The sequence below is a fragment of the Pseudomonas sp. AC112 genome (assembly GCF_979253545.1).
Genome location: NZ_CEEDCM010000001.1, coordinates 3,236,212 through 3,254,127, shown reverse-complemented (window position 1 = coordinate 3,254,127; position 17,916 = coordinate 3,236,212). Strand labels below are relative to the sequence as shown.

Below are 17,916 nucleotides of genomic sequence, written 5' to 3'. Positions count from 1 at the left end.
TGCTCGGAAAGCAGGAGCATTCCCGATCACACCGCCAGCATCCGAACTCTGTCGCATGCTGTAAAAATTCGCATACCCCAGACACGCCAACGCGGGAGCAAGCTCCCGCGCGGCGACATCCTACCAGTCACCGCTTGATAGCGGTCAACCGGGCGACCAACTTACTTCTGGTCTTTGACTTCTTCGAACTCGGCATCGACAACATCGTCGTGCTTGGCTTCAGGCTCTGCCTGCTGCGCAGCACCGTCAGCTGGCTGACCTTGTTCGGCGTACATTTTCTGAGCAACCGGTGCAGAGACTTTCGACAACTCTTCGATCTTGGCTTCGATAGCGGCCTTGTCGTCGCCTTTAACAGCGGCTTCCAGGGCAACTACAGCAGCTTCGATAGCAGCCTTCTCTTCAGCAGTCACTTTATCACCAGCATCAGCGACCATTTTGCGGGTCGAGTGAACCAGTGCATCACCCTGGTTACGGGCGCCAGCCAGCTCGGCAAACTTCGCATCCGCATCAGCGTTGGCTTCAGCATCACGAATCATCTGTTGAATTTCTTCATCAGACAGACCGGAGTTGGCCTTGATGGTGATCTTCTGCTCTTTGCCAGTCGCCTTGTCTTTCGCGCCGACGTGCAGGATACCGTTGGCGTCGATGTCGAAGGTGACTTCGATTTGCGGCACGCCACGTGGTGCTGGTGGAATCTCGGCCAGGTCGAACTTGCCCAGGGACTTGTTCTGAGCAGCCTGCTTACGCTCACCTTGCAGCACGTGAATGGTCACAGCGCCTTGGTTGTCATCGGCAGTCGAGAACACTTGGGATTTCTTGGTAGGAATCGTGGTGTTTTTCTCGATCAGCGCAGTCATCACGCCACCCATGGTTTCGATACCCAGGGTCAGCGGGCTAACGTCCAGCAGCAACACGTCTTTTACGTCACCAGCCAATACCGCGCCCTGGATGGCAGCACCCATTGCAACCGCTTCGTCCGGGTTCACGTCTTTACGTGCTTCTTTGCCGAAGAACTCGGTCACTTTCTGCTGAACCAGTGGCATACGGGTCTGACCGCCCACCAGGATCACGTCGTTGATGGAACCCACGTCGATACCGGCATCTTTCAGGGCGATGCGGCAAGGTTCGATGGTGCGCTGCACCAGGTCTTCAACCAGTGCTTCCAACTTGGCGCGAGAGATCTTCACGTTCAAGTGCTTAGGACCGGTGGCGTCTGCAGTGATGTACGGCAGGTTCACGTCGGTCGACATGCTCGAGGACAGCTCGATCTTGGCCTTCTCGGCAGCTTCTTTCAGGCGCTGCATGGCCAGCGGGTCACCCTTGAGGTTCATGCCGCTTTCTTTCTTGAATTCGTCAACGAGGTAGTCGATCAGACGAATGTCAAAGTCTTCACCACCGAGGAAGGTGTCGCCGTTGGTGGCCAACACTTCGAACTGGTGCTCGCCGTCAACTTCAGCGATCTCGATGACCGAGACGTCGAAGGTACCACCACCCAGGTCATAAACGATCACAGTGTGGTCGCCCTTGGCCTTGTCCATACCGTAAGCCAGAGCAGCTGCGGTTGGTTCGTTGATGATACGTTTTACGTCCAGGCCCGCGATGCGGCCGGCGTCTTTGGTCGCCTGGCGCTGGCTGTCGTTGAAGTAGGCCGGAACGGTGATCACCGCTTCGGTCACTGTTTCACCGAGGTAGTCTTCGGCAGTCTTTTTCATCTTTTTCAAGACTTCAGCCGAAATCTGCGGTGCAGACATCTTGCTGCCATTCACTTCAACCCAGGCGTCACCGTTGTCAGCCTTGGCGATTTTGTAAGGCACCATCTTGATGTCTTTCTGTACGACTTCTTCGTCGAACTTACGGCCGATCAGACGTTTTACCGCGTACAGGGTGTTGTGCGGGTTGGTGACAGCCTGGCGCTTGGCCGACTGACCAACCAGGATCTCGCCATCATTTGCGTAAGCAATGATCGACGGCGTAGTACGCGCGCCTTCGGCGTTTTCGATAACTTTGGCTTTGCCGTTTTCCATGACGGAGACACAGGAGTTGGTGGTCCCCAGGTCGATACCGATAATTTTGCCCATGATTTACTCTCCCGAAACTTGAATTTGGATGCCGCAGCAGTGGTGGCTAACTGCGGTAGCACTTAAACGCTTGACTTATAGATGGGGGCCTTGCGACGTATTTCAAGCCTGCTCATCAATAGAAGGCGAAACCGGTGCAGGCGCCTTGCTCACCACGACCATCGCCGGGCGCAACAGGCGACCATTGAGCTGATACCCCTTCTGGAACACTTTCAACACGCTGTTAGGCTCCAGGTCATGGCTTTCCTGCATGGCCATGGCTTGGTGATGCTCAGCGTTGAACGGTTCGCCGCCGGTTGGATCGATAGCTTCCAGCTGATAACGCTTCAGGGTGTCCTGGAACATTTTCAGGGTCAGCTCGATCCCTTCGCGCATCGGACGGATGTTTTCGTCATCCGGGTTGGACAACTCGAGACCACGCTCCAGGCTGTCGATAATCGGCAGCAAGTCACTGGCGAATTTTTCCAGTGCGAATTTGTGAGCCTTCTCTACATCCTGCTCAGCACGGCGGCGGACGTTCTGCAGATCGGCGGCAACACGCAAAGACTGGTCCTGCGCAGCGGCCAATTGCTCTTCGAGCACCTGCACACGAGTTGCCAGCTCATCGCCGACAGCCGAATTGGCGTCTGGAGTTTGCGTATCCTGCGTCTGTTCGTCAGCCATAGATTTCTCCTTTCAAAATCATGCGCGAACTCAACTCGCGCTTCTGTTCCGGTATATGGGGCCACAATTTCCAGGTTCAAGGGCGCAGGCGTTACCAAAAGTCTTTCCTATGACCGGGATCAATTCCTGCCTCCACATTCCTCATTGCGCTAAAAAAGATGCCTATTCAAGCAAATCGAGCTAAGCGCCAGGATTGTCAGCCCCAAACAAAACACTGTATAAATAACCAGACCTAAAGCCTGGGAGCGGCCGTCATGCTCGTGCACCTGTCCGTACATAACTACGCCATTGTTGAACACCTGGATCTCGAACTGGATCGCGGGATGAGCGTAATCACAGGCGAAACCGGCGCCGGCAAGTCGATCATGCTCGACGCCCTGGGCCTGACGCTCGGGGATCGCGCCGACAGCGGCGTGGTACGCCCCGGAGCGGACAAGGCCGATATCCTGGCCACCTTCGACCTGGCGGATATTCCCGAGGCAGAGGCCTGGCTGGTAGAGCGCGACCTTAATAATGACGGCCCGTGCATCCTGCGCCGAGTCATCACGGCAGAAGGTCGCTCGCGCGGCTACATCAACGGTACGCCCTGCCCACTGGGCGACCTGAAGGCCCTTGGCGAACTGCTGATAGATATCCACAGCCAGCATGAACACCAGTCCCTGCTGAAAACCGACACTCATCGCCGCCTGCTCGACGAATACGCGGGCGCGACAGACCTCGCCCGCCAGGTGCAACTTGCCGCCCAACGCTGGCGCCAGACGCGGCAGGAACTGGAACGACTCTCCAACTCCGGTGACGAGCAACGCGCTCGCCATCAACTGCTCAGCTATCAACTCGAGGAGCTGGAAAGCCTGGGCCTGGGCGAGACCGAACTGGAGCAGCTTGAGCAGGAACACAAGAATCTCACCAACGCGGAAACCCTGCTGGGTATCTGCCGCCAAGTGGTGGAGCAGTGCAGCGAGAGCGACTCCGGCAACGTACTCAATGCGCTGACGGCGAGCCTTAATCGCCTGTCCAGCGTGAACAACGCCTCCGGCTCCCTGAGCGAAGCCACCACCCTGCTCACCAGTGCACAGATCCAAGTAGAAGAGGCCGTCGGCGAATTGAACCGCTTCCTGGATCACTTCGATGCAGACCCGGCACGCCTGCAGGAAATAGAAGAACGCCTGGACACCATCTATACCCTGGCGCGCAAACATCGAATCCAGCCCACCGAAGTGGCAACGATGCAGCAAAAACTGCTGGATGAAATCGAGACCCTTAACGCCAACGACGAATCCATCGAGCGCCTGGGTGAAGAACTCGCCTCCTTCGCCCGTCACTATCAGGAGAAGGCACGCGAACTCAGCGACCTGCGCCAGCAAGCTGCGACGAGCCTGGCCAGCGCGGTGGAGGTGGAAATCCAACGCCTGGGCATGCCTGGCGGGCGCTTCACCATTGAATTACGCGCCAACGCCAGCAACGAACTGCAGCCCCACGGTTTGGAGCAGGTCGAACTACTGGTCAGCGCCAACCCCGGGCAACCGCTCAAGGCCCTGGCCAAAGTGGCATCCGGCGGCGAGCTGTCGCGGATCAGCCTGGCGATCCAGGTGATAACGGCGCAAACCTCTCGGGTACCGACGCTGGTATTCGACGAAGTCGACGTAGGGATCGGCGGGCCAACGGCGGAGATTGTTGGCCAATTGTTGCGACGTCTCGGGGATCGGGGCCAAGTGCTGACGGTCACCCACTTGCCGCAAGTGGCAGCGCAGGGTCACCAACACCTGTTCGTGCACAAGGTACGCGGCAGCGATGCAACGCACACAGCCGTGTCCAAGCTGAATAAGTCGGAACGGGTGGAAGAAGTGGCACGCATGCTCGGCGGCATTGATCTGACCAAGGAGTCCTTGGCGCACGCGAAGAAAATGGTGGTGGCAGCGAAAGCTTGAGCTGACGACTTTCTCCCTTATAGAAAGCACGAAGGCGACCCTAGGGTCGCCTTCAATCGTTTTGCAGAGCGAATCTGCTTCGATTTTTACTTTTTCTTACGGATGTACAACACAAGATTGTGATCAACCAAATCGAAGCCATGCTCCTCAGCAATCTTGTGCTGCAGCGCTTCGATCTCTGGGCTGGTGAACTCGATTACCTCATTGGTATCCAGGTCAACCATGTGATCGTGATGACCACCGTCAGCCAATTCGAACACCGCATGACCGCCGTCGAAATTATGACGAACCACCAGCCCTGCGGCTTCAAACTGGGTCAGCACACGGTAAACCGTGGCCAGGCCAACGTCCTCGTTAGACTCCATCAGCGCCTTGTAGACATCCTCGGCACTCATGTGGCGCTGCTCAGCAGAATCGAGCATTTGTAGAATCTTGACTCGTGGCAGAGTCACTTTAAGACCGGCTTTGCGTAGTTCGCTATTTTCAACCATGGTTAGCTTTCTCGCGGATGCTGCTTCGCAGCTTCTCTTAATACGGGTATGATCGGCGTTTACGTTGTCCCAGCCAAGATAGTGGAAGTCGCCCACCGATGCAAAACACCAAGCTCTTGCTAACCAGTTTCACCTTTGTGGGACTGCTCGCACTCGCCGGTTGTTCATTCCCCGGGGTTTACAAAATCGACATCCAGCAGGGCAATGTCGTCACGCAGGACATGATAGACCAGTTACGCCCCGGAATGACCCGACGGCAAGTACGGTTTATCATGGGCAACCCCCTGCTGACCGACACTTTCCATGCCGATCGCTGGGATTATCTCTACAGCCTGCAACCAGGTGGCGGTGAACGCCAGCAGGAGCGCGTCAGTGTCATCTTCAATGGCAATGACCAGCTTGTCAGCCTGTCCGGCGACTTCATGCCCGGCGTGAGCCGTGATGAAGCCCTGCTCGGCAAGGATAACGGCACCAACGTGACCGCCCCTGCGCAGGAAGGTGAAAAGCCGAAGTCCGAAGTACCGGCCAAGCCAGGCTCACTGCTCGACAAGATCCAGAAAGACGTCGACGGCGTGGAAACGGTTCCTGTCCCGACGCCACAACCTCTGGACACCAGCCCGCAGTAATTTTGCGGCGCCCAGCAAAAAGCCCGGCATGCCGGGCTTTTTTGTTGCCTGCCATTTGGCGAGCCTAGGAATTCTGCTTGGCCAGGGCCGCCTTGGCCGCGCGCAGTCGGCGCACCTCTTTTGGGTCCGCCAGCAACGGCCGGTAGATCTCAATACGATCACCGGCCTGCACGGCACGCACCTCAGCATCCGCTACCACTTTGCCGAATATACCCAAAGGGCAATCAGCCAGATCCAGCTCGGGAAACTGCACTGCAATACCTGACGCCTGCACCGCAGCACGCAGATTCATGCCCGCCGGCACCGTCACCGCCAGCAACACCTGACGATCCACGGCGGCATACACCACCTCAATCTCAACCATGCAGTTGCTTGGCTCGCTGGCAAAACGCGTCCACCAACGTATTGGCGGCTTGGTTGAACAACGGACCCAAGGTTGCTCGCACGATAGGTCCGGCGTAATCGAAAGAAAGATCTAAGCTGATTTTGCAGGCCTTGTCTGTCAGCGCCTTGAATACCCACACGCCATGCAGCTGAGTAAACGGCCCTTCCTGCAAATTCATTTCAATGGATTTACCAGGCACCAGCACATTGCGCGTAACAAAGTGCTGGCTAAGGCCGCCTTTCGCGACCCCAACACTGGCAACCATATGCTCATCACCGCTTTCCAGCACCTCGGCCGTTGAGCACCATGGCAGGAATTCCGGGTAACGCGCCACGTCGTTGACCAGGTCATAGAGCGCCTGTGCCGGATAGGGCAACAGCGCTGAACGTTGAATATGCGTCGTCATGTGTGCGTTATTTCCACAGCTGAGCGGCAAACATCGCGAAAGAACAGCCCAATCCGCGAAAGAAAAAAACCAGAGAACTGCCCGCATTGTCCGGGATTCGTCCAACACGCTCAAGCACGCAGGTTGACCGTAGCCGACACGCTCGCAACTCCCTATAATGCCGCCCCTATGGCTAAACAAAAGAAACACCCCACAGGGACCATCGCGCAAAATAAAAAGGCGCGACACGATTACTTCATCGAACATCGGTTCGAGGCTGGTCTGGTCCTGGCCGGCTGGGAAGTAAAGAGTCTGCGTGCCAGCAAGCTGCAGCTGGTCGACAGCTACGTGCTGCTCAAGGATGGCGAGGCATGGCTGCTCGGCAGTCATATCACCCCGCTGACCACCGCGAGCACCCACGTGATTGCCGACCCGGTGCGCACGCGCAAGCTGCTGCTCAATGCCCGCGAACTGGAAAAGCTCGCTGCCGCGGTACAGCAGAAGGGCTACGCCTGCGTCTGCCTGTCCTGGTACTGGAGCAAGCACCTGGTCAAGTGCGAGATCGCCTTGGGCAAGGGCAAGAAGGAATACGACAAGCGTGATACCGAGCGCGAGCGCGATTCCAACCGCGAGCTGCATCGCGCCGTGCGCAACAAGGGCAAGGAAGACTGATCCTTGCAGTGATGCAGCCGCGGGAGCTTCCCTCGGCTACATCCCCTTGCGCCGCTCCGCACGCGCCACACGCTGTACTTCCTGACGCACCTCCTCCAGCACTTCCTGCACATACAGCAGGTGACGCGTTGAAACCTCCCGCGCCTGCTCGGCCCGCCCTTCGATAATCGCCAGGTACAAATCCCGATGCTGATTGATCAGCATGTCGCGGGTTTCCGTGCGCTGCTGGTACATGCCACCAATGTTGGTGACCACGTTGCGTTTCAGCAGGTCGAACAGGCCGCGAATGGTGTGCAGCAGCACAGCATTGTGGCTGGCCTCGGCAATTGCCAAGTGAAACCGCGCATCCGCCGCACCCTCTTCCGCTCGACTCACTTCATCCGAGCGGGTGTAGCAATCCTGTAACGCTTCGAACGCTGTCGTAAGCCGCTCGCGATCGACTTCGGTGGCGCGCAGTGCTGCGTAATAGGCACAAGAAGCTTCCAGGGTCTGACGAAACTCCAGCAGATCACGTTGCGCCTCGGGATTGTTCTCCAGCAGATGCAGCAGCGGATCACTGAAGGTGGAACCGAGGGACTCCGCCACGTAGTTACCACCACCCTGACGACTGACGAGCAAACCTTTGGCCGCCAACTTCTGGATCGCTTCACGCAAAGAAGGACGCGACACACCAAACTGCTCAGCCAAAGCGCGCTCAGCCGGCAAGCGCTCACCTGACTTCAGCGTGCCCTCGAGGATCATGCCCTCAAGCTGCTCGACGATATCGTCAGACAAACGGCGCTGACGCACCTGATCAAATGCCATAACTCACTCTCCACCATCCCGACCACCCGCCGGGCCCTCTATTCTCGCCTATCGCAGCCATTGCAGCACCTATCAGAACGCCCTCATTCCAACCGATCAGCCACTTCTCCTGCGCACCTAAGACCAAAGTTTCTCGGGCGGCAAATTGACACACCCCCGCCAAGGCTTTTACTCTAGCCCACAGCGATTGTAAATTGGTATTACCAATTATCCAAGCTGACCAAACAACAACAATCAGGGGCCACCCCATATGCAAACCTGGCAACAGCTCTACAGCCCGCTCGGCAGCCTCGGCCTGTCCGCATTGGCGGCCGTCATTCCGATCGTGTTCTTCTTCCTGGCCCTGGCCGTGTTTCGCCTCAAAGGCCACGTGGCGGGCAGCATCACCCTGGCGCTGTCGATCCTGGTGGCAATCTTTGCCTTCCAGATGCCAGTAGACATGGCACTGGCTGCCGCCGGCTATGGCTTTGCCTACGGTCTATGGCCGATCGCGTGGATCATTGTGGCTGCGGTGTTCCTCTACAAACTCACGGTCAAAAGCGGTCAGTTCGAGATCATCCGCAGCTCGGTACTGTCGATCACTGACGACCAGCGCCTGCAGGTGCTGCTGATCGGTTTCTGCTTCGGCGCTTTTCTGGAAGGTGCGGCCGGTTTCGGCGCGCCCGTGGCGATCACTGCTGCGCTGCTGGTCGGCCTGGGCTTCAACCCACTGTACGCCGCCGGCCTGTGCCTGATCGCCAATACCGCGCCCGTGGCGTTTGGTGCACTGGGCATCCCGATCATCGTTGCTGGCCAGGTGACTGGCATCGACGCATTCAAGATCGGCGCCATGACCGGTCGCCAACTGCCGCTGCTGTCGCTGTTCGTGCCGTTCTGGCTGGTGTTCATGATGGACGGCGTGCGCGGCGTGCGTGAAACCTGGCCTGCTGCGCTGGTCGCAGGCTTGAGCTTTGCCATCACCCAGTACTTTACGTCCAACTTCATCGGCCCGGAGCTGCCGGACATCACCTCGGCCCTGGCCAGCCTGATTTCCCTGACACTGTTCCTGAAGATCTGGCAGCCCAAGCGCACCGCCGGCGCCCAGATTGCCGGCGCTACTTCCAGCGCAGCGGTGACCGCCAGTGCCGGCGGCTTCGGCCTGCCACGAAACACCATCGTCTCGCCCTATAGCCTCGGGCAGATTTTCAAGGCCTGGTCGCCGTTCCTGATTCTCACCGTACTGGTCACTATCTGGACCCTCAAGCCGTTCAAGGCGATGTTCGCTGCCGGGGGCTCGATGTACAGCTGGGTGTTCAACTTCGCCATCCCGCACCTGGACCAACTGGTGATCAAGGTCGCGCCGATCGTGACCAACCCCACCGCGATCCCGGCCGTGTTCAAACTGGACCCGATCTCCGCAACCGGCACCGCGATCTTTTTCTCTGCGCTGGTCTCGATGCTCGTGCTGAAAATTGACATAAAAACTGGTCTTACCACTTTAAGAGAGACCTTCTACGAGCTGCGCTGGCCGATCCTTTCCATCGGTATGGTGCTGGCCTTCGCGTTTGTCACCAATTACTCCGGCATGTCCTCGACCATGGCGCTGGTATTGGCCGGCACCGGTGCAGCCTTCCCGTTCTTCTCGCCGTTTCTCGGCTGGCTGGGGGTTTTCCTGACAGGCTCTGATACATCGTCCAATGCCCTGTTCAGCTCGCTGCAAGCCACCACCGCGCACCAGATCGGCGTCAACGACACCTTACTGGTTGCGGCGAATACCAGCGGTGGCGTCACCGGCAAAATGATCTCGCCACAATCCATCGCCGTAGCGTGCGCCGCTACCGGCCTGGTGGGCAAGGAATCCGACCTGTTCCGCTTTACCCTCAAGCACAGCCTGTTCTTTGCCACGATCGTCGGGCTGATCACCCTCGCACAGGCCTACTGGTTCACCGGTATGCTGGTGCACTGAGACCTGCACGCAATAGGGTAAGAATCGACGCCGGATACGATTCCGGCGTCAGCTATTTCTGGAGGACCGATGAGCCTGCCTGCTGCTTTCCTGAGCGACGTCGCACAACTGATCCCGAAAAATCGGCGTTTCGACGATCCGCTTTCCACCCTCGCTTTCGGCACCGACGCCAGCTTTTACCGACTGATCCCACAGTTGGTGATCCGTGTGGAGTCGGAAGACGAAGTCGTTGCATTGCTGCAACTGGCTCAACGTGACCATGTACCGGTAACCTTTCGCGCCGCCGGCACCAGCCTGTCCGGGCAAGCCATCAGTGACTCGGTCCTTATCGTCCTGGGTGACAACTGGAACGGCCGCGAAATCCGTGGGCAGGGCACTCAAATCCGCCTGCAGCCCGGTGTCATCGGCGCTCAGGCGAATGCGTGGCTGGCGCCATTCGGGCGCAAGATCGGACCGGACCCGGCGTCGATCAACGCCTGCAAAATCGGCGGTATCGTCGCCAACAATGCCAGCGGCATGTGCTGCGGCACCGCGCAGAACACCTACCACACACTGGCCGGGATACGCCTGGTATTGGCTGACGGCAGCCGCCTGGATACCGAAGACGCAGCCAGTGTGACGGCGTTTCGTGAACAGCACGGGACGCTGCTTGAACGCCTGGCGACACTGGGTCGTGAGACCCGCGCCAACGCTGAACTGGCGGCAAAAATTCGCCACAAATACCGTCTGAAAAATACTACCGGGCTGTCACTCAATGCCCTGGTGGATTTCGATGAGCCGCTGGATATCCTCAGTCATCTGCTGGTGGGCTCCGAGGGTACCCTTGGGTTTATCAGCGCCGTCACCTACGACACCGTGATCGATCACCCGAACAAAGCGTCGGCGCTGATTGTGTTTCCGGATGTCGAAACCTGCTGCAACGCAGTCACCGTCCTCAAAACCCAACCGGTCTCGGCCGTCGAACTGCTGGACCGGCGCAGCATGCGCTCGGTACAGGACAAGCCGGGCATGCCCGCTTTCGTACAGCAACTATCGGAAAATGCCTGCGCCCTGTTGATCGAATCCCGTGCGGCGTCGTCGTCCCTGCTGCACGAGCAACTGGCGCTGATCATGGCCTCCCTGGCCCCATTTCCGGTAGAGAAGCAGGTCGACTTCACCGAAGACCCGACAGAGAACGCTCGCCTGTGGGCGATCCGCAAAGACACCTTCCCTGCCGTCGGCGCCGTGCGCAAGACCGGCACCACCGTGATCATTGAGGACGTGACCTTCCCGGTTGAGCAACTGGCAATCGGCGTCAATCGCTTGATCGAGCTGTTCGACAAACATCATTACGACGAAGCGATACTTTTCGGACATGCACTGGAAGGTAATCTGCACTTCGTGTTCACCCAAGGCTTCAACAGCGCGGAAGAAGTCACGCGCTACCAAGCGTTCATGGACGACGTGGCGCAATTGGTGGCAGTGGAGTTTGGTGGCTCGCTGAAAGCCGAACACGGCACCGGGCGCAATATGGCACCGTTCGTGGAACTGGAATGGGGCAGCGACGCCTATCAATTGATGTGGCAACTCAAGCGCCTGCTGGACCCCAACGGTATTCTCAACCCGGACGTGGTGCTCAGCGAAGACCCGCAAATCCACCTCAAGCACCTCAAGCCGCTGCCCGCCGCCGACGAGATTGTGGATAAGTGCATCGAATGTGGCTTCTGCGAGCCGGTGTGCCCGTCTAAAGGCCTGACGTTGAGCCCGCGCCAGCGCATCGTAATCTGGCGCGACATCCAGGCAAAGAAACGCGCCGGTGTCGACACCACTGAGCTGGAAGCTGCGTATCACTACCAGGGCATCGACACCTGCGCCGCGACCGGCCTTTGCGCTCAACGCTGCCCTGTAGGAATCAATACCGGCGACCTGGTGAAAAAGCTGCGTAGCCGCGATGCCGACCGTACGAAAACGGCCGAATGGCTCGCCACTCATTTCGCCACCGTACTACAAGGCGCGCGTTTTACGCTGCATGTGGCCAATGGCGCACGCATGCTGCTCGGCGCGCCTCGCCTGGAGAAGCTGTCGGCTAGCGTGACCAGGCTGTCCAAGGGGCAGATTCCACAGTGGACCAACGCCATGCCGCAGCCGGAAAAAGCCATTCGCTTCAGCCCGGCCGTGACGGACGAGCGCCCACGTGTGGTCTACCTGGCCGCCTGCGTCTCACGCGCCATGGGCCCGGCGGCAGGTGATAAAGAACAGATGTCGCTGTACGACAAAACCCGCAGCCTTTTGGAAAAAGCCGGTTACCAAGTCGTGTCTCCCGACAATCAGGACAGCCTGTGCTGTGGCCAGCCATTCGCCTCCAAAGGCTATGCCGAACAGGCCGAGCACAAACGCCAGGAATTGATCGGCGCGCTGCTTCACGCCAGCCGTGGCGGGCTTGACCCGATCTACTGCGACACCAGCCCCTGCACCCTGCGCCTGGTGCAAGACCTGGGCGAAACGCGCCTGGATCTGTACGACCCCGTGCGCTTTATCCGTACACACCTGATGGACCGCCTCGACTTTACGCCCCAGGAAGCGCCGATCGCCGTGCACGTCACCTGCAGTACCCAGCACCTGGGCGAGAGCCAGGCGCTGATCGACCTGGCCCGACGCTGCTCCAACACCGTAGTCATCCCGGAAGGCATTCATTGCTGTGGCTTTGCCGGCGACAAAGGCTTCACCACGCCGGAACTCAACGCCCACTCACTGCGCACCCTCAAGGATGCAGTGCAATATTGCAGCGAAGGCATCTCCACCAGCCGCACCTGCGAGATCGGCCTGAGCCAGCATGGCGGCATTGATTATCACGGGTTGGTCTACCTGGTTGACCGCGTCACCCAAGCCCGCGTCCATTAATACTGCGAAAAAAACAGAACCCTCGCGCGCCGGCGTAGTCATCTGCATAGGCCTCGACAATCGAGGTTCATCAGTGATGTCGCTGGCAGCCGTTGAACGCCAGCAGCGTCGAGCCCTTTTGCGCAAGGAGATACCCTATGAAGCGTTCCGCTCTTGCTGGCTTGTTCATTACCGCTGCTATGCTGGCTTCCCCCGTGTTCGCTGCGGGCGAACCAGATCTGTGCAAAATCAATCTGGACAAAATCAACAACGGCAAAGCGCTGCTCGCCACTGACACCAGCGGTAAAAGCGGCGAAATCGACACTGCCGTCTCCCAGGCCAAAGCGGCCCACGCCGCGGGCGATGACAAAAAGTGCATCGAGATCACCTCGAAGGCGCTGCAGGACTTGCAGAACAGCGAAAAAGGCGGCCAATAAGCTGCTCAGTCACGGAAGGCCCACCTTCGGGTTGGCCTTCCGTGACCGTTTGGCGTACACTGCACAGGCTTGTCACTCACTAAGAAACAACGAGTTACAAGCACGGGGCCGTTTAGGATTCGACGCCGGTCGCGAAACTTTAGGTGCATGCCGAGTTGGTAACAGAACTCGTAAATCCACTGTTGCAACTTCTTATAGTTGCCAATGACGAAAACTACGGCCAGGAATTCGCTCTCGCTGCGTAAGCAGCCTTAGCCCTGAGCTTCTGGTACCTTCGGGTCCAGCAATCACCAGGGGATGTCTGTAAACCCAAAGTGATTGTCATATAGAACAGAATCGCCGTGCAGTACGTTGTGGACGAAGCGGCTAAAACTTACACAACTCGCCCAAAGCACCCTGCCCTTCGGGTCGCTGAGGGTTAACTTAATAGAAACGGCTACGCATGTAGTACCGACAGCGGAGTACTGGCGGACGGGGGTTCAAATCCCCCCGGCTCCACCACTTCAACATCTAAAGACGTCCACGGACGTCTTTTTTTGTGCCTGAAATCCAGTAAATACGGGGCTTTCAGGGCCATCAGCGTCCAAAGACGTCCGATACAATCTACAACCATTGGTATTCCACATGGTATTCCAAGCCCTTCAGTGGTAATTTTTGGAATACCGAACGATGTCGTGGACTACCTCATGTGCGCCCAAGCCACCCGCCTCTCTGATCGTCAGCTCAAAGCTATCAAGCCGAAAGATAAAGATTACGTCCTCAGCGATGGCGACGGCCTTCAATTGCGAGTGAGAATCAATGGCTCTACGCTATGGAACTTCAACTACCGTCATCCGATAACGAAGAATCGTATCAACATGGGACTCGGCACCTACCCGGAACTCTCTCTCGCCCAAGCCAGAAAGAAAACGGTCGAGGCTAGAGAATTGCTTGCACAGGCCATCGACCCGAAAGAGCAACGCAATGCGATGGAGCAAACAAAAAAGGCTGCAACTGAGCACACGTTCGAGAACGTAGCTGCTACTTGGTTTGAGCTGAAGCAGGATGTCGTGACACCGGCCTATGCCGAAGACATATGGCGCTCTCTTACCCTGCACGTATTTCCAAAACTCGGAACTGTACCCCTCTCGCAAATCACTGCGCCGATGGTCATCGAATTGCTCCGCCCCCTGGAAACGAAGGGCAGCTTGGAGACAGTGAAGCGACTGACTCAAAGGCTCAATGAGATCATGATCCATGGCGTGAACTCGGGAATAATCTTCGCCAATCCACTCAGCGGCATCCGGGGCGTTTTTAAAAAGCCGAAAAAACAGAACATGGCCGCCCTCCGCCCCGAAGAGCTGCCAGAGCTAATGGTAGCCATCGCTAATGCGAGCATAAAAAGAACAACACGTTGTCTGATCGAATGGCAGCTCCACACCATGACCCGTCCAGCGGAAGCCGCCACGACTTCCTGGGCCGACATCGACCTCGACAAGAAAACGTGGACGATCCCAGCGGAGCGTATGAAAAAACGACGCGCTCACGTCATACCTTTGACCGAACATGCACTTGCCCTGCTAGAGACAATCAAACCCTATAGCGGCCATAGGGAGTACGTATTCCCTGCAGACAGAGATCCTCGAACTCACTGCAATAGCCAGACGGCAAACATGGCCTTGAAACGTATGGGCTTTGAAGGTCGTTTGGTAAGCCACGGCATGCGGTCCATGGCCAGTACCATCCTGAACGAACAGGGGTGGGACTCGGAGCTGATCGAAGTCGCACTTGCGCACGTAGATAAGGACGAAGTGCGTAGCGCCTACAATCGTGCAGATTACATTGAGAGAAGACGCCCGATGATGATCTGGTGGAGCGAGCACATTCAGCATGCAGCTACCGGTAGTTTGTCGATCGCAGCCGTTCAGGGGACAAGGGGGCTGAAACGAGTATCGACCGGTTAACCACACCTCACATGCCCAAAGTCAAGGAGCGGGAAGGAGAGACAAGAGTCGTGAGAATTGAACAAGCGCCCCTGCCTCAAATCAGGGACGCTTCAGATACAGCTATACCTCTTCCATGTATTTCACAGCAGGTCTACTTCGTAGGTACTTGCAGATCGAGGCGAAGTCGATACCACGCTGCTTGAGTACATCAGCTGCTTCCGCCTGCCACACCAGATCGCCTTGCTCATAGAAGCTTGCGCGGAGCTCCCGTACCGTCTGCAAGGCGTGCTCTGCAAACCTGCGAAAATCACTGAGCTCCCAGTACAGCAGCCCATCGGCGTGAACCACTGCAGCCTGTCGGATTTTCCGCGCCGGAGTCACCAGTACGGTCAGGAAGTCGCAGCCCTTGGACTCCTCGACATTCAATCTCATCCAATCCGGATGGGAGGTTGCCTGCCGAGCCTTGTTCACAGCAAGGGTACCGTCTGTAGTGTCGACATAGTCTTCAAAAACGATGCACTGCGAGTCGGAAATCCACCAAGGATCAGGTGAGCCATCTGATTCGATTTTTCCGGCACTGAACCCGAGCAAGCTTCCCAAGTCTTTTTGCGCCAGCTCGAAAGTATCAGGATGCTGAAGCCCTTCAAGGATCAACTTTTCTTTCTTTGCGAATTCACGGTCATGAGTTGCTCCAAGGCGGGTCAGCTCAGCGCCGACCCGTTCAACCTGACGCTGCAGCGCGATGTCATCGGACTGAGCCGTTACAGCGTCGTTGACCTCTCGGCGAGCGAAGGCTGTGAGCCAGGTGATGTTGGGAGCGCATTTATGAGCGTCTCGAAAGTACTGTCTGGCCTTTGCGGCGAGCGAGGTAATACCGCTTTGCGCACCAAGGTGACAAGCCGAGCCAGCTAGGTAGTTCCAGAGTGCACGGTAGCCTCTGAGCTCCGGTGCAATGAGGACACCTAGCACCCGCTCAGCAGAACTAACCGCACTTTCATAGTTGTGGTGCCAAAGCGCCGTCTGGTAGTCGATTTCCCATCCCACCGCCTGGTGCAACTCTTCGATCGCAGGTAGGAATTTCTGCTGGGCGCGCTTACGCTCTTCGACGATCTGATTGTTGGCTTGCTCCCAATCCAGATCGTTCTTCAAAAACATCTCAAAGTTTTCGATCAGATCGGCCAAGGTTGCGTCTTTGGACTGCAAGGCGCCGAAGGAAATCTCGGCCTGAAGCTCGGGATGGAAGAAGGGTCTGCGCCGAACGTCCGCCAGGTAGTCAGGCAATTCCTCCCCCGAAACCACGACCGCGGAATAATCTTCCAGTGACCGTGTGCAGCGGCCGATTGCCTGAACAACACGTGTCTGAATTCGCTCGTTATAAAGCGCATTAGCCCCCATCCGAGTCATTAGGAATCGTTCCTGAGAATTCACCGCTTTCGGCAGCCCCTCAATAAATAGCAGTCGGCATTCGTCGCCAGCGAAATCTATCCCGTCATACCGGTTTGCCACGACAGCCACTGCGTGATCGCAGTTAATGAAATCCGCCTTGGACTCCTCGATATCACCTGCGTGATAGACGGGATACTTCAATGAAGTATCGACCTGCTCTGCGATGGCATCCTCTGCCCGGTCACTGGGTACCAGGACGACGCTACGCCCAGCACGCTTCATCAGCTCAGTTCGCAGGACAGTTGTTTCGTCCGTTGTAAGAGACATTTCGGGAAAAATGAAGAAACGGCGCCCGACCCCTTGTGTGTCCCATCCTGCAGGAGCTGGCAGTCGTTTTATTGCCTTACGGCCGGTCAATCGCTCTAGGTCACCGCCCGCCCCCAAAGTGGCGGACATGTAGATCCGTTGCTTTGCGGCCCCAAACGCTGGGTGCGAGAACGTCGGAGGGAGAAGAGGACGTATCAGGATCTCCTGAGACGATAGATACACATGACAGGCATCGATGTGGTCACGCAGTAGCGACCATGGATACTTCAGGTCGCAGCCAGCGGTGTGTGTATCCAGTATTTCTACCAACTGAGGGCTGAGCAAAGCAAGCGTTGGAGTAGCGAGCTTATCTACCCAAGTACGATCTACAACATCCTCCCAGACTCCGCGCAGCCGGGACAGATCTGTCGGTGTCAGATATGGCGTAAGTGCGTTAGCCAGGGCTTGATGCAGCACGCTGTGATTCGGTTCGAGACGGCTTATGCGCAATGTCCAATGCGAAGCGATATAGTTTTCGCTGGCATGCGCATCATCGACAAGAATGATGTCAGCATTGTCGAAATACGGGTTGGTGTTGAAGAGGCCAGAGTAGGTCGTAATCGCGATTTTTTCTGCCTGCTGGTAATCAGCTTTTGCGGAGGGCGAATACTCGCGCTGCTTGCCTACGAAAGTAGCGACGGAGAGCCCGTATTTGTCGTTCGCCTGCTCTGCCACTTGGTGAACCAGCTGCCTAGTAGGGCACAGGTAGACCACGCGCTCTTTGTATTTCCTTCGACGCCACTCCGCGATCAGCAGACCCACAAGGGTCTTCCCACTTCCCGTCGGTAGCTGCAGCGCGACGTCTGAATGATCAAGGGCCGAGGCTGCATAGGCTTGCATCATCTCAGCCTGATGGGGCAACACATCTGGGAACTTGCGTCGTGTAAGTTCACGGAACAGCTTGTCTGGTGTCTCCGGCACTGACCCTCCGGTCGGCGGCGTCTTGAAAGCCATATTTTTCAATCC

The 17,916-nt window shown here is 57.4% G+C and carries 14 protein-coding genes and 1 other RNA gene; 8 read left to right on the top strand and 7 right to left on the bottom strand.

The features are described from left to right. Positions 1-161: 161 nt before the first annotated feature. Together dnaK and grpE are read right to left on the bottom strand one after the other, a co-directional pair. Positions 162-2,078, bottom strand: coding sequence for a molecular chaperone DnaK (gene dnaK, locus AC0IYN_RS15015; RefSeq protein ID WP_406597572.1), 1,917 nt, complete (start codon positions 2,076-2,078; stop codon positions 162-164). Positions 2,079-2,180: 102 nt separating this feature from the next. After that, on the bottom strand, positions 2,181-2,741 hold the full coding sequence (grpE, locus tag AC0IYN_RS15010; protein ID WP_025857103.1) for a nucleotide exchange factor GrpE: 561 nt from the start codon (positions 2,739-2,741) through the stop codon (positions 2,181-2,183). Between the two features lie 254 nt (positions 2,742-2,995). Between grpE and recN the strand changes: the two genes are divergently transcribed. Beyond that, positions 2,996-4,669, top strand: coding sequence for a DNA repair protein RecN (gene recN / locus AC0IYN_RS15005; RefSeq protein WP_406597573.1), 1,674 nt, complete (start codon positions 2,996-2,998; stop codon positions 4,667-4,669). Between the two features lie 86 nt (positions 4,670-4,755). On the opposite strand, the gene fur is transcribed toward recN, so the two are convergent. Beyond that, positions 4,756-5,160, bottom strand: a complete 405-nt coding sequence (gene fur, locus AC0IYN_RS15000) for a ferric iron uptake transcriptional regulator (protein ID WP_003194220.1) — start codon at positions 5,158-5,160, stop codon at positions 4,756-4,758. A gap of 98 nt (positions 5,161-5,258) precedes the next feature. On the opposite strand from fur, the gene AC0IYN_RS14995 reads away from it, so the two are divergent. Beyond that, positions 5,259-5,786: an outer membrane protein assembly factor BamE gene (locus AC0IYN_RS14995; protein WP_016976810.1), complete on the top strand. Its 528-nt coding sequence runs from the start codon at positions 5,259-5,261 to the stop codon at positions 5,784-5,786. A 64-nt stretch (positions 5,787-5,850) separates the two neighbouring features. Here AC0IYN_RS14995 and AC0IYN_RS14990 read toward each other — a convergent pair whose 3' ends face one another. Continuing rightward, a complete protein-coding gene (locus AC0IYN_RS14990; protein ID WP_078050225.1) occupies positions 5,851-6,150 on the bottom strand; it encodes an RnfH family protein in 300 nt (99 codons plus the stop codon). After that, on the bottom strand, positions 6,143-6,577 hold the full coding sequence (locus tag AC0IYN_RS14985; protein WP_025857099.1) for a type II toxin-antitoxin system RatA family toxin: 435 nt from the start codon (positions 6,575-6,577) through the stop codon (positions 6,143-6,145). The genes AC0IYN_RS14990 and AC0IYN_RS14985 overlap by 8 nt, the downstream gene beginning before the upstream one ends. A gap of 168 nt (positions 6,578-6,745) precedes the next feature. On the opposite strand from AC0IYN_RS14985, the gene smpB reads away from it, so the two are divergent. Then, positions 6,746-7,228, top strand: coding sequence for an SsrA-binding protein SmpB (gene smpB / locus AC0IYN_RS14980; protein ID WP_005791513.1), 483 nt, complete (start codon positions 6,746-6,748; stop codon positions 7,226-7,228). Between the two features lie 36 nt (positions 7,229-7,264). Here the strand turns inward: smpB and AC0IYN_RS14975 are convergent, their stop codons facing one another. Next, entirely contained in the window at positions 7,265-8,032 is a 768-nt protein-coding gene (locus tag AC0IYN_RS14975; RefSeq protein WP_078050226.1) for a GntR family transcriptional regulator, read from the bottom strand. Between the two features lie 250 nt (positions 8,033-8,282). Here AC0IYN_RS14975 and AC0IYN_RS14970 point away from each other — a divergent pair, with 250 nt between their 5' ends. The 5 genes from AC0IYN_RS14970 to AC0IYN_RS14950 all read left to right on the top strand — a co-directional run bounded on the left by AC0IYN_RS14970 (position 8,283) and on the right by AC0IYN_RS14950 (position 15,216). Further along, on the top strand, positions 8,283-9,977 hold the full coding sequence (locus AC0IYN_RS14970; RefSeq protein ID WP_406597576.1) for a lactate permease LctP family transporter: 1,695 nt from the start codon (positions 8,283-8,285) through the stop codon (positions 9,975-9,977). Positions 9,978-10,046: 69 nt separating this feature from the next. Continuing rightward, on the top strand, positions 10,047-12,857 hold the full coding sequence (locus AC0IYN_RS14965) for an FAD-binding and (Fe-S)-binding domain-containing protein (protein WP_471842055.1): 2,811 nt from the start codon (positions 10,047-10,049) through the stop codon (positions 12,855-12,857). Between the two features lie 137 nt (positions 12,858-12,994). Next, on the top strand, positions 12,995-13,273 hold the full coding sequence (locus tag AC0IYN_RS14960; RefSeq protein WP_010206635.1) for a hypothetical protein: 279 nt from the start codon (positions 12,995-12,997) through the stop codon (positions 13,271-13,273). 104 nt (positions 13,274-13,377) lie between these two features. Continuing rightward, positions 13,378-13,774, top strand: a transfer-messenger RNA (tmRNA) gene (gene ssrA / locus AC0IYN_RS14955). Between the two features lie 185 nt (positions 13,775-13,959). Continuing rightward, complete coding sequence (locus tag AC0IYN_RS14950; protein ID WP_471844789.1) at positions 13,960-15,216, top strand: integrase domain-containing protein; 1,257 nt, start codon at positions 13,960-13,962, stop codon at positions 15,214-15,216. Between the two features lie 102 nt (positions 15,217-15,318). On the opposite strand, the gene AC0IYN_RS14945 is transcribed toward AC0IYN_RS14950, so the two are convergent. Next, the gene (locus AC0IYN_RS14945) at positions 15,319-17,904 is read right to left on the bottom strand and encodes a DEAD/DEAH box helicase (RefSeq protein WP_471842051.1); all 2,586 of its coding nucleotides are present in this window, start codon (positions 17,902-17,904) and stop codon (positions 15,319-15,321) included. Positions 17,905-17,916: the final 12 nt, after the last annotated feature.